The sequence below is a fragment of the Labrenzia sp. THAF82 genome (assembly GCF_009363435.1).
In the GTDB taxonomy this organism is placed as follows: Bacteria; Pseudomonadota; Alphaproteobacteria; order Rhizobiales; family Stappiaceae; genus Roseibium; species Roseibium porphyridii.
This window is the reverse complement of record NZ_CP045354.1, coordinates 5,670,705-5,683,456: the sequence shown is the minus strand read 5'-3', so window position 1 is coordinate 5,683,456 and position 12,752 is coordinate 5,670,705. Positions and strand designations below refer to the sequence as shown.

General features: G+C 57.6%; 11 protein-coding genes and 2 pseudogenes. 6 read left to right on the top strand and 7 right to left on the bottom strand.

The genetic code is table 11. From position 1 onward, the window contains the following. Window positions 1-225 precede the first annotated feature (225 nt). From FIV00_RS26065 to FIV00_RS26035, 7 genes and pseudogenes are all read right to left on the bottom strand, one after another. Window positions 226-828 (bottom strand): 7-cyano-7-deazaguanine synthase, encoded by a 603-nt coding sequence (locus FIV00_RS26065; protein ID WP_152503446.1) that lies wholly within the window; start codon window positions 826-828, stop codon window positions 226-228. Next, window positions 825-2,054, bottom strand: coding sequence for a PfkB family carbohydrate kinase (locus FIV00_RS26060; protein ID WP_152503445.1), 1,230 nt, complete (start codon window positions 2,052-2,054; stop codon window positions 825-827). Before FIV00_RS26060 ends, FIV00_RS26065 begins: the two co-directional genes overlap by 4 nt. Further along, window positions 2,054-2,419: a hypothetical protein gene (locus tag FIV00_RS26055; RefSeq protein WP_152503444.1), complete on the bottom strand. Its 366-nt coding sequence runs from the start codon at window positions 2,417-2,419 to the stop codon at window positions 2,054-2,056. Before FIV00_RS26055 ends, FIV00_RS26060 begins: the two co-directional genes overlap by 1 nt. A 30-nt stretch (window positions 2,420-2,449) precedes the next feature. Further along, window positions 2,450-3,205: a hypothetical protein gene (locus FIV00_RS26050; RefSeq protein ID WP_152503443.1), complete on the bottom strand. Its 756-nt coding sequence runs from the start codon at window positions 3,203-3,205 to the stop codon at window positions 2,450-2,452. Window positions 3,206-3,836: 631 nt separating this feature from the next. After that, window positions 3,837-4,091, bottom strand: a pseudogene (locus FIV00_RS26045) (ATP-binding protein); the annotation flags it as partial. A gap of 71 nt (window positions 4,092-4,162) precedes the next feature. Next, the gene (locus FIV00_RS26040) at window positions 4,163-4,750 is read right to left on the bottom strand and encodes a mobile mystery protein B (RefSeq protein WP_152503442.1); all 588 of its coding nucleotides are present in this window, start codon (window positions 4,748-4,750) and stop codon (window positions 4,163-4,165) included. Then, window positions 4,747-5,205 carry a mobile mystery protein A gene (locus FIV00_RS26035; RefSeq protein ID WP_152503441.1) on the bottom strand — a complete coding sequence of 153 codons (459 nt, stop codon included), beginning with the start codon at window positions 5,203-5,205 and terminating at the stop codon, window positions 4,747-4,749. The genes FIV00_RS26040 and FIV00_RS26035 overlap by 4 nt, the downstream gene beginning before the upstream one ends. A gap of 714 nt (window positions 5,206-5,919) precedes the next feature. On the opposite strand from FIV00_RS26035, the gene FIV00_RS26030 reads away from it, so the two are divergent. From FIV00_RS26030 to FIV00_RS26005, 6 genes and pseudogenes are all read left to right on the top strand, one after another. Further along, window positions 5,920-6,876 (top strand): ArdC family protein, encoded by a 957-nt coding sequence (locus tag FIV00_RS26030; RefSeq protein WP_152503440.1) that lies wholly within the window; start codon window positions 5,920-5,922, stop codon window positions 6,874-6,876. After that, on the top strand, window positions 6,873-7,277 hold the full coding sequence (locus tag FIV00_RS26025; RefSeq protein ID WP_152503439.1) for a DUF2958 domain-containing protein: 405 nt from the start codon (window positions 6,873-6,875) through the stop codon (window positions 7,275-7,277). Before FIV00_RS26030 ends, FIV00_RS26025 begins: the two co-directional genes overlap by 4 nt. A gap of 117 nt (window positions 7,278-7,394) precedes the next feature. Next, a complete protein-coding gene (locus FIV00_RS26020) occupies window positions 7,395-7,883 on the top strand; it encodes a RadC family protein (RefSeq protein WP_152503438.1) in 489 nt (162 codons plus the stop codon). A gap of 270 nt (window positions 7,884-8,153) precedes the next feature. After that, window positions 8,154-10,260 (top strand): annotated as a pseudogene (locus tag FIV00_RS26015) (ParB/RepB/Spo0J family partition protein). Window positions 10,261-10,437: 177 nt separating this feature from the next. Beyond that, on the top strand, window positions 10,438-11,478 hold the full coding sequence (locus tag FIV00_RS26010) for a toprim domain-containing protein (RefSeq protein ID WP_173006165.1): 1,041 nt from the start codon (window positions 10,438-10,440) through the stop codon (window positions 11,476-11,478). A gap of 322 nt (window positions 11,479-11,800) precedes the next feature. Further along, window positions 11,801-12,727 carry a DUF2493 domain-containing protein gene (locus tag FIV00_RS26005; protein ID WP_152503436.1) on the top strand — a complete coding sequence of 309 codons (927 nt, stop codon included), beginning with the start codon at window positions 11,801-11,803 and terminating at the stop codon, window positions 12,725-12,727. Window positions 12,728-12,752 lie beyond the last annotated feature (25 nt).

Sequence of the window (12,752 nt, the reverse complement as noted above, 5' to 3'; positions counted from 1 at the left end):
TTACTCAATGCGGCAATCAAAAGCCGACAATTAGCTTTTGGATCTATACTTGACGGACTGTTCTTGGTATGCTCACCGATCTGCGTTGCGTCACCATTTCAGTCACAAGGCGCTCATTTCGATAACACTAAGCGCGGACATTCGTTGCGATGCAGTTGAATATCCAAATACGGTAAGAATTCATAGAAAGTTGAACTGGTTCGGCCGATTTATCTGATACTGAGATTACCGTCTCAACCCAATTGTTTCCAGTTCAGTGAAGAGTTTAATCGTTTTCTTGCATCCTCTGCATTGGCCGCACGCGACTGAGGAAAGATGGCACGAAAAAGTCCATCCCAATAAATCTCGATTAATATCCGAGGCGATCACAAGTTCTTTTGTCGACATCTTCGCCGCGGGAGCAGTCAGACGAAGTTTTGGGTTCTGCGCAATCAGGACTTTGTTCATCGCTTCGAGAAAGTCTTCGGTTCCGTCATTGTGCACATTATCAGTTCGAACCGTCCCAATGATCAATTCTGTTAAACTCTGATCCGCTAGGGCCATCGCCGCCAGAGTAATCAACATTTGATTTCTGAATGGCCAGTGCTCTGGTACGCTTTCTCTTTGGCTGATGGACGGTTTGCCAGTTAGGTCGCCTGAGCCCAGGTGCGCCATTGGCGCTTGGACGAATTTATGCTCGGTCTTGAGTAAAGAAGCTAAATGAATAGCAGCTGCAAGTTCGCCTTTCGCTGGAGCTTGGCCATAATCAACTGTGACAAGAAGTTCAGGTTTTAGCCACACCGCCAGGCACGTTGACTCCACCCCACCCGAAAAGAGCAGCGCTCTCATTGCGACCAAGCTTGCCAAGCAACACGATAAATGGCGCTGGCAAAGTCGTTTGTTATGAAACAGCCAGTTGATCCTCGAATCATAGTTAGATCCGCCGGCTTCGGATTTTGAGAGAAGGCGACAACTGGAATACGCTGATTGACCGCCCACCCAATTTCAAAAAGAGTACCGGGATCACATCCGTCCAGGACCGCGAACACAGCGCTGCAATCGGCTAGTCCGCTCAGGTCCTTCCGGACAACTTCCGATATCTTCTCTAGGTGGGCTTCAGAGTCTTCATAATCACCTAAAAGTCCCGCCTCATGATATGGTGAGAAAAAGCGAACGCCCAATTCGTCTAGTGATCGGCAGGCTTCTAGAACAAGCCAAAGCTCACCCATTGTGAAGAACGGTCCTGCTACATATACTTTTGCGGCTTCATTCTTAACAATGACCGCATCCAACCTCGCGGTGTGATCGTCCAGAAGAACTGATGGTTTTCTGGTGTCACAATATCGAGCGACACAACGTGATGCAGCATCAGCAGCCTCTGCGGGTCCTAAACTACGTTCAGCCCAATGATACGCGAAAGCAGCGCTGAAAATATCACCTGATCCGATCTTGTAGACGCGATCTGTTCGATAAGGTGGTACCGTCGCTGTCACTTGCCCGTCTATATATACTCGGCAGCCCTGCGGTCCTGATTTCACCAAAATGACTGATGCTGACTCTGAAGATTGGATGTTCTTGACCGCCAACGCTTCGCTTTCGTCGCAGCCTAAACGCTTTACTTCTTGGGCGTTCAATACAATTGCTAGATGGTTTGCTGATGAACCATTTTGGCAAAAGGAAATTGGTTCGTTCGGATTTTGCGGATCAAAGACTACTTTGTTCCCGCGGACAACCGCATCACCTTCCATAAATCCGAAGCGTAAAATGTTTTCGCCAGTGATTTTTATTGGTGGATGCTGCGTTGGATGCGCTGGAACAAACTCTGGCTTTGACAAAGGATGGAAGTATGTGAACGTGATAAGTGCATCTGAGGTCGTTGGAAAGTGCACCAGATGAGGACTTGGTAAGCCGTATTTGGCTGTAACCTGGTCTGCCGATGGGCAGTAATAGTGCCACTCTACATCTGTCCCCGTCGATGCGATAGCGAACGCTGCACGACCACCTGAGCCGAATTGCTCATCGCGCGCAGGCGACACGCAAACCTCTCGATAGTAGCCTCCTACCACCAACATCATCAGACACGCTCAATAGTAACAGTTACCTGCGAGCCATTAATGGCTGAGATTTCGGCTTCATAAATTTCGCCGTTCTGGAGGCAGTTCACAAGAACACCCAGCTGGCTTGATCCTGTTATAGTACCAGCCACCTGACCAGTCGAAGCATCAATCACTACCACGCTCGTTGATTGTCCTTGCGTCTGGAGTTGCACGCTCAATCGATCCCCTTCTGTCAGTGTGTTAAAAACACTTGCGTTTGGACCGAACAAATCAACCTGAAATCTGAGATCGCAAGGATCCTTGCCGGAACCATTCCCGCTGCCTGAGCCCGAAAACGGAGACCAACCGCCGCTTGAACCACTTCCCCCCAATTTCATCTCCATTTCGGTTGTCCGGAACGAGATGACACTTAGTCAGTCGGTAAAAGCTACGCGAGTTAAGCTCGATCCGAAGGTACGCATGTCCAACCACATAACGCTATCAAGAACGGAAGCACGAACATGCAAGTTATCCGCGAAGATAAGGAATTTACGCTCCAATTCCAAGTAGTGATTTGGCAGGCGACAATCATTACAAAAAATTCCAAGAAACCAGCCCGCTCGGAGTACATGAATGTCTAGGATGGCAACTTCGTCTGTATCCAGCCAATTCCGGGTAATCCAGCTCGCGGTTTTTGGGCCGACTCCATCGAGCTCCTGAATCTTGTCGCGAAATCCTACAGCATCTGACGAATCGAGTTCTATCCGCGGTAGCTCGACCATTGCCTTTGCAATCCGACGCGCCCTTTGGTTGGGAAACCTGTAGCGTTGAGGGCGTCCGTGAACCACAGCAGGCGAATCAAGAAGTTGCAATAAGTGGTGTTCCGAGACTTGGTGCCCAGGTTCAAAAACACCCTTGTCTTTTAATTTTAGAAAGAATGCGGTTGCGACCTCCAGAGTCACTCCAAATCCACCGAGCAAGCAGAAACCAATTTCCTCTGCAAGCGAACCATGGCGGTTCACGAAGTCGATTTCGCTAGTGTCCGCTGTGGCGCACCGCATCGACCAGTACGCCGGACTTAGGAGTTCATCCGGGCGACCATATTTTAATCCTGGCATGACCTGCTGGTCCGGGTGATAGGGCGGCCGCAATTCGGGCTCGCATGATAGGATTGTCGGATCGAGTGACATATTTTACTCGCCATTTAGATCAATGCATATTATATGCTTTTATGATGCAAGCAAGCGATTGGTCAAAGAATGATTTCGCTAGGAGACTAAAGCGAGCGAGAAGCTTGAAGGGGCTTACGCAATGCGATTTGGCTGACCAACTGAATACGCGCCAAGACTCGATCTCTCGCGCGGAAGGACGTGTAGTACCTCGAGAACCGTTGCGTTCGAACATGGCAGCCTTCGTTTGCGAAGTCGAATCAGAAAAAGTAGACTCAAATAGTGAGCTTGTTCAGCTGGTTGCCTCGTCTCCAGAGTTGCGGGCATTGATTCAGCGTATCGTAATTGAACTAGATGCATAAATATGCGTTTTTGTCTGATTAGTGGTACCATGTGATTGCGCCCGTGCAATCTTGGAGGTTCCTAACCTCTAGTGTTAAATCGATGCGTTACATACAGCCTCTAAACGGAGATTCATACGAGTTGGATTGCAGGCCAAAAAAGCAACGTATGAGCGCTTTTGAGCAGAGATTCAATGAGCGAATAATTAGTTAAAGTAAGAAAGTTTCATTGCGTCTTGGGTGTACGAACGACAGCTTTCAGCATTTGATATCAGTAAACTGCCAGTCCGCTTCCGGCCCCCAATTCGCCTGCAGCGGTGGAGTTGGCGCACAAGCGCCTCGTTGATTCCGCTGCTGGCGAAGTTGAAGCCGTTCAAGTCGCGGTAGGCTGGAAATCGGGCCACCTTGAGCTGATAGGCTCCGGATCGAACCTCTCGTTCCGCCGTTCCCGCTTTGAGAAGCTGTGATAGGATCGGAATCGCTGCCTCGAACGCCGGCGATCCCTGATCGGTCAATTCGCCGACAGCCTGTGCCACGCCGTGCAGTTTGGGTGAGTGGGTCTCCATGCGATGCTCATGCACGAAACTCAGCAACGGTCGGAAGCTGGCATCGCCGAACCGGAACGAAACGGCGATCATCAGCTTCTCGCGAACGCCAGCAGCGGCGCGAAATCGTGATTGTCGGCAGCGCACAGCGCGGCGATATATTCAGCGCGAAGAGTTCCGATGTCACGCAGGGTTCCACCGCCCCAACTGAAAGGCTCGCTCCCGAGCCGGGCGATGAGAAGATCCGCTATGAGTCGTGCGTGACGGCCATTTCCATTGGGAAAGGGGTGAATGGCAACGAGCCCGTGATGAAGTCGAACCGCGATTTCATCGGGCGAGAAGGAGCCGTGCTCAATCCAGTACTGGACGTCGCGCAGCAAGACGCCGAGTTGCAGATGGATATGCTGGGGGTCGATGCCGATATTCTTTCCGGTTCTCCGGACCGAGCCAGCCCATAACCAGACATCCCCAAACATCCTTTTGTGCAGCTCGAAAACAAAGCCTTCGGTCAATAGATCCGCATTGCGGCGGCGATCAATCCAGGCGACTGCATCATCGATATTCGCCTGCTCAGCTTCATTGAGGTCGGCACGAGTCGTGATCCATGTCTGCAGCAGTCCCTCTCGCTCTTCTGCATCAAGGGGTGTTGCATCGTCGGGCTGTGCAAAGACGTCGCTCACGTGGTCTCCCAGAGATCGCGATCGCGCAACGCCGTCTCGACATAGGTCTGGATGCGCTTCTCCAGGTCGCGATCGACCTGCTGATCCTCGAGCGCCATGGAATGCGAGACGCGGCCGAGCACCTTCAACGCAATTTCGCGCGCCCTTTGATCGACCATCTCGGTGAGGCTTGTCCTGGGCACGAGCGCATAGACAAGCACGCAATCCATCGCCTCAGCAGCGCGGCGTAGCGTGCTGAGCTGGATCGTGCCACCCGCCTCAGAGCGCTCGAGGCTGACAATGCCCTGGGCGGTCATGCCAAGCCTTTTCCCGAGCTGGGCGCCCGTCATGCCGATCGCGTCGCGAATGGCGCGGACCCACCCTTTTGGTGGCCTGGTGAAGCGATCGATTGGCTTGATCGACGCCAGTTTGCTGTCGAGCCGGTCTCGGGCTCTGTTCCGAATCGTGGTTTTCATAAACTTGTGACTTTGTTCAAAGCGAAGAATTATCAAGTTGCAGCTTGATACAATAATTCAAATGATAAAGCCAGAAGTTTATAAAATGGATAATTTTTGAAAGTCATAACTTTACTTTGGACGGTAATACTCAGGTCGAAGGGATGCGTGTTGGTGCCTTAAAACCGCCAGCGCACGAGCAGGCATTCTTCGGAGTAGCGTGATCGACACATCGCTCAAGCAATGCGAAACCATCATCTAATGTGCTAGGGAGAAATGGTTCCACGTCACCAGGATCTGGCATCCTGCATCCTGCATCACGCAGAGGCCTGAGGCTTTTGCGAGCTTGGCAATTGAGGCGAACCAGGATTTTAAGCGCTATTTTGAACGTCAGTTGGTCCGGGTCGCGACGTGAGCAGCGCGTAGCTTGGCTGGACGTTGTGTGAGAGAAAGAAGATCTGCTTCGACCCTTGCCCGCCCGTTTCCGGCCCCGTTTCGTGGTTGCGCGAGCCAACTGCACAGATGGTGTTCGCTTTCTGAAATTCTGCGTTCCGCCATTACGTCTTTACGATTATGCGGGGGAAGGCCTTCCTCCTGGTCGGCACTGTGTTGCCGGCCACCCCTTCTGCGGGGAGACCCCGCAACGCCCCCTGAGAGTGAGAGTGCGGACTGGGTTTGCCTTGACGGGTTGGAAGCTGGAGAAGAGGTCTTCAGCGCCCTTCGCGGAGAACTGCAATGTCCAGATATGATCGCATCCGACGCGCCGGCTCGGCGAGGGCGAACCTTTACAACGAAATCACCAACAAGATCATCGCCGAGCTGGAAGAGGGCCGCGTGCCCTGGGTGCAGCCCTGGGGCACGTCCGCTGCGAAAGCCCCGCTCGGCTTGCCGAAGAATGCCAGCACGGGCCGCAGCTACAGCGGCATCAACGTCCTTCTTCTCTGGGGCGCCCTCGTCCAGCACGGCTTTCCCGGTCAGGGCTGGCTCACATTCCGGCAGGCTCTTTCCCTTGGCGGAAACGTACGCAAGGGCGAACGCGGCACCACCGTCGTCTATGCCGACAACTTCGTTCCCGAGGACGAGAAGAAGCGTGCGCGCGAGACCGGCGAGGAGGCGCAGGCCATCCCGTTCCTCAAACGGTTCACCGTGTTCAACACGGCGCAATGCGAGGGCCTGCCCGACGACATCGCCGTCACCATCCCGCCGCCGCCACCCGGCCTGATCGAACCGAAGGTCGAGGCGCTCATCAGGGCGATCGGCATTGATTTCCGCATCGGCGGCGACAAGGCGTTCTACGTTCCGACCGACGACTATGTGGTCGTGCCGCCACCGCAGGCCTACTTTGAACCGATCAACTGGCACAGAACGGCCCTGCACGAAATCGGTCACGCCAGCGGGCATCACTGTCGCCTCAACCGGGATTTGTCCGGCTCCTTCGGCTCGAAGAAATACGCCTTTGAAGAACTGATCGCCGAACAGATTTCCGCTTTTTGCTGCGCGTCGCTCGGCATCGTCCCGACCGTGCGCCATGCAGATTACACCGGCTTTTGGCTCGACGTCCTGCGCGAGGATTCCCGTGCCATCGTCCGTGCCGCCTCGCAAGCCAGCAAGGCGGCGGACTGGATCCTGTCCTTCCTTTCGGATGAGACTGGTGCCGCCGATACCGCTACTTGCGACAGGAGGGCGGCATGAACCTCCTGACACCTAAACTGCGCGAACGCCTGCTTGCCAACGGCCGTGAGCGCGACGTCGACCATCTGCCGGTCGTCAAGTTCTTCAATCCCTTCGGTGCCGGCGTCTGGCTCGCGTCCGAGCTGGATCCGGACGTCGACATTCTGTTTGGCCTTGCCGATCTCGGCTATCCGGAATTGGGCAGCTTTTCACTCGAAGAACTCGCATCCATTCGCCTCCCGTTTGGAATGGGCATCGAGCGCGACATCCTGTTTCAGACGGACACGCCGGTTTCAACGTGGGCGGACGCGGCCCGGCGAGCCGGAAGCATCCGAGGGGCTGAGCGCACCCTTTGTGCCGGGCGCCGAAACGATGAAGCGTACAATCGTCATTCCGTCGATACGAATGACCGGAAAGCCTGAATTCCGGCTGCCCTGCTTTACGGGTCTGCGTCGCTCTCAGAGGAAGAGGGCGGCGCGGTGCCTCGTGACGGGTTGAGAGCATTGGCAGAGTGCCGGCCACCCGTCGGGAGACGTGACATGACCCGACATCAAAAGACATTTGGTCCGGAACCCCAGTCTGTACCGCTCTCGGCCGCGGAGCAGGGCGTCATTTACGAAGCGCGCCAGATCCTGCTGCGCCACCTCAACCGGAACCCGGTCCTGTCGTCCTGGCAGGCGGTGCTCGATTATTGCGCTCTCACCATCCGCGGCGAGGTGGAGCGGTTCCATGTGCTTTATCTCGACAAGAAGAACCGGCTTATCTCGGATGAATGCCTTGCGACCGGAACCGTCGATCACGTTCCGGTCTATCCCCGCGAAGTTCTGAAGCGGGGCCTTGAACTCAACGCGACCGCCCTGATCCTTGTACACAACCACCCGTCCGGCGACCCGGAACCTTCACGCGCCGACATCAAGATGACCAAGGAAATCCAGACGGGCTGCAAGGTCCTTGGTCTGACGCTGCACGATCACATCATCGTCGGCATCGGCCAGGAGGTCAGCCTGAGAACGCGCGGTCTACTCTGATTGTGTTCTTCCGGTCTGGCTGTGCCGGGCGTGCCCGCCAGCATGCACGGACTGAGATTGAGGGACAAGCAGCGAAGCGGCCCGGTCAGGAGGCCTGATTTCCGCCGAGCCGGAGATACGGCTTTCCGTATTCCCGGCTTTACGCGTCTATCCTTTTCCGGTTCTCCGGTTTTGCGGCGCTGCCCTCCCAGAGTGAGAGGGTGGCGTTTTGCTTTGTGACGGTTTTTGAGTTGAGAGAGAGGCTCTCGGCGCCGTCGCGGAGAAAAGACCATGGCAAGTGCCACTCAGAAAATCACTCTCGCATCCTCAAGGGACATTCCCTTCAACAAGCTGGTGCTCAGCCAGTCGAACGTGCGACACATCAAAGTCGGCGTGTCGATCGAGGAACTGGCCGAGTCCATCGTCCGTCGCGGCCTGATTCAGAGCCTGCATGTCCGGCCTGTTCTTGATGGGGAGGGCGCGGAAACCGGACTGTTCGAAGTGCCGGCCGGCGGGCGGCGATTCCGGGCTCTGGAGCTTCTGGTCAAGCAGAAGCGGCTCAACAAGTCCGCACCGGTGCCTTGTGTGGTGTCCGATGCCAATGACGGCATCCTGATCGATGAAGTCTCGCTGGCGGAGAACATCGAGCGTGCGCCGCTCCATCCGCTCGATCAGTTCCGCGCGTTCCTGTCCTTGCGCGAAAAGGGCATGAGCGATGAGGAGATCGCAGCCGCTTTCTTTGTCTCTGCTCAGGTGGTGAAGCAGCGCTTGCGGCTCACGTCGGTCGCGCCGTCTCTACTCGACGTCTATACCGAGGACGACATGACGCTTGAGCAGTTGATGGCCTTCACGGTGTCTGCTGACCATGGCCGCCAGGAACAGGTCTGGGAGGCGCTCCAGCACAGCTGGCAGAAGGAACCCTACCAGATCCGCCGCATGCTGACCGAGAATATGGTCCGCGCCGCCGACCGCAGGGTACGCTTCGTCGGTCTGGAGGCGTACGAGACGGCTGGCGGCACTGTCCTGCGCGATCTCTTCGAAGACGATCAGGGCGGCTGGGTTGAGGACGTCCCGCTCCTGGAACGCCTCGTTGCGGAGAAACTGAAGACTGAGGCTGAGACGCTTGCCGCAGAGGGATGGAAGTGGATCGAGGTTTCCGCCGATTTCCCCTATGGGCACGCGCAAGGTCTGCGCCGTCTGCAGGGGACGGCCCTGGATCTGACAGACGAGGACCAGGCAACACGCCAGGCTCTGCGGGACGAGCAGGACCGGTTGGAAGCGGAACACGCGGAGACAGACGAACTGCCCGATGAGGTGGACGTCCGTCTCGGCGAAATCGAGGAAGCGCTGGAAGCCTTCGAAAACCGTCCCTTGCAATACGACGCAGTCGAAATCGCCCGTGCCGGTGTTTTCGTCAGCATCCGCCATGACGGTCAGCTCGCCGTTGAACGCGGGTTCGTGCGCCCGGAGGATGAAGCCACTGAGGAGTGCGAAAGCGGGGGGGGGTTCCGGGGAAAGGGATGAGGCCGGCAACGTAACAAACCCGGCTACCCATCACACCGTGATTTCCGTCGGCGGCGAAGTGGGTCAGCCGGAGGATGAGGTGGACGATGGCATCAAGCCACTGCCGGACCGCCTGGTGACAGAGCTGACCGCCGAGCGAACGCTGGCGCTCCGCAACAGGCTGGCCGACAGTCCGTCCATTGCCTTCCTGGCCGTGTTGCACAAGTTCTGCCGGGACGTCTTCTCCCGCTACATCTCCTCCAACCCGGCCATGGAAGTCACTGTGCGCAACACTGGCTTCTCCCAGCAAGCGCCCGGCATGAACGAGTGCCCTGGGGCGCAGGCCATCGAGGAACGCCATAAGGAATGGGAGGCGCGCTTGCCGGCAGACGAAGCCGCTCTCTGGGATTGGCTCATCTCGCTCGACGGAGCCGAGCAGGCGAAACTTTTCGCGCATTGCGCTGCCTTTGGGGTCAACGCCCTCTACGAGAAGGCCGATCGATATGGTGGCGGCACAGTCACGGCACATGGCATCGAGCAGCGTCTTGCCGAAGCCAACCGTCTCGCAAGGGAAACCGGGCTGGACATGGTGGAAGCCGGCTGGCAGCCGACGGTCGAAAACTATCTCGGCCGTGTCACCAAGGTCCGTATTCTGGAAGCCGTTCGCGAGGGCGCCGGTGAAGACCGGGTACAACGCATCGATCATCTGAAAAAGAACGACATGGCTCGCGAGGCAGAACGTTTGCTCACCGGCTCCGGCTGGTTGCCGGAGCCGCTTCGGCTGACAGGTGAGCCTGCCGATCAAGCAACTGAAGCTCCTGTTGCCGATGAAAGACCCGGTGAGAGGGTCACAGAGCCTGTCGAAGACGAGGCGGTCGTGATCGCTGCGGAATAGCCACCTCGGGCTGGCTTTTTCCCACCCAGACCTCTTCGGAAAATCAAGCGCCCGGCCGATCCTGCGTGATCGCCGGGCGTTTCCATTTCCGTTTGCTAAAAGGAGCTCACCCATGAATAGTCAGCCTCCCGCTACCACGGCGAGGACCATGCCTCCGTCCTCACAGGAAACCAGCTGATGTCCCGTCAAGATGCGTCGGATCTGGCACACTGCCTTGGCCGCGAGGCCGAGGCGGTGTGCAGGCATTATCTTCCTGCTGGCTGCCAGCAGGGCAATTATTGGCGTGTCGGCGATGTCCGGGGCGCGCCCGGCCGCTCGATGTTCGTCCGCTTGCACCAGACGGCGAGAGGCCGCGCCGGGAAATGGAGCGATGCGGCGACAGGGGAACATGGGGATCTGCTCGACGTGATCCGCGAGACGCTCGGTCTGACCGATTTCAAGGACGTTGTGAAAGAAGCTTGCCGATTTCTCAGCCTGCCAAGACCCGTGTCGGAGCCGGAGCTTCCGGAGAGAATGCAAGACGGGCAGCCTGCGCCGTCTGGATCGCCCGAAGCCGCGCGGCGTCTCTTTGCCATGGCGCAGCCGATTGCCGGAACCATCGCAGAAATGTATTTGCGCAATCGCGGCATTACGGCTTTTAACGAAACCGGAGCCCTGCGCTTTCATCCCCACTGCTACTATCGTCCGGACGAGACCGGTCCGACCAAGGGTCTTCCGGCCATGATCGCCTCCGTCACCGACCTTGCCGGCCGCCAGACCGGCGCACATCGCACCTGGCTCGCTCCGGACGGATCGGGCAAGGCTTCTGTCAATCTGCCAAGGAAGTCGATGGGGAACCTGCTCGGGGCTGGCGTGCGGTTTGGCAAGGCGGAAGACGTGCTCGCAGCGGGCGAGGGATTAGAGACGGTGCTGTCCGTGCGCACCGTCCTGCCACGCTTGCTGTCGTTGGCAGCACTGTCGGCGGGACATCTCGGTGCCATCCTGTTCCCCGATGATCTGAAGCGCCTTTACATTCTGTGGGATCGAGATCCGGCCGGCGACCGCGCCCGGGACACCCTGATTACCAGAGCGAATGCTGAGGGGGTCGAGGCGGTCGCGCTGACGCCAGTGCTGGGGGATTTCAACGAAGACCTGCAGCATCTGGGCGCCGTTGCCTTGAGGACGGCTCTGCTGAACCAGCTTCATCCTGAGGACATCGGCCGTTTCCTCGCTGCGTGAGGCCATGGAAAGGAAAGAAGCCTGGTCCACAACGGTTCCAGCGCTGCCGTCACTCCTGTCAGGTCTCCTTTGCCAGAAGGGAGGCCGCCCTCGGCCTTCTTGAGAGGGCAGGCGGCCCACAAACGGACCTTTCGGGCAATGGCCGCGCTCCGGCTATTTTCCGCCGCACGCCAGTGGCGCGCTTTGCATCGCGAGACAAAATAGCCGGGCTTGACCATCCGGAGCCTTCGCTTTGCTCAGGTGCCCGGCCGGACCGCCCGTGGGCTGGTCGCTGCCACGAAGGCCGCGATGGGCGCGGCACTTCCGGTAAAGGACACCCGATATGCCTTACCAAGACCGCGACAGGGAATTTGAACCGGCCCAGGTCTCTTCACCCACCGACCACGTACTCACCGAACTCCAGCTCCACGGCTGGCGTCCTTTCCAGGACGAACCCGACCCGAGGCCTCTACCGGAAGCCAACGCTGTCGCCTCGGCCGTCGCCGATATCTTCGATGCCCTGGTCGCCACGCTTGGCGAAACACGTCTTGAACCCGACCTCGGTGAACTTCTCTGGGGAACGATCAATCTCTTTCACCGTGCGGCCACCCGTATCGAACGGGACCTCGAGGGCAACGAACAGGCGCAAAAGCGTCTCCAGCGCGAACAGGACGGCAGCGAGGTGAAGTCCGTTGAGCTCGAGCGCCTGACGGCGGAAGGGCAGAGCTTGATCGAGCGCCGGAACGCGCTGGAACTCTTCCGCGATCTCGCCACGGAAAGCTTCGAGCAGCATCAGGGCAAACCGTGGCTGCCCCGCAACGGCTCGCAGGTCAGCCATCGCAATCTGACATCGGCGATAATCGACAGCCGGGACTTCCTGGCCGCGAAACGCCGGGCGGAAATCGAGATCCTTCTACCTGCCGGTCCCAGGATAGCTCTCACCGGCGGGACCGACTTCAACGATCACCGGCTGATCTGGGCGAGACTCGATCAGGTCCACGCCAAGCATCCCGAGATGGTGCTGCTTCACGGCGGTTCACCCAAGGGCGCTGAACTGATCGTCGCGAAATGGGCGGATCACCGCAACGTGCCCCAGGTGGCCTTCCGACCGGACTGGGCAAGACACGGCAAGGCCGCTCCGTTCAAACGCAACGATGCGATGCTCGACACACTGCCGATCGGCGTCCTGGTGTTTCCTGGAACCGGGATCCAGGAAAACCTGGCCGACAAGGCGAGAAAGCTCGGCATTCCGGTTTGGCGGTTCCGATAGGCTCTTGCAAATGGCGACCAGGCGG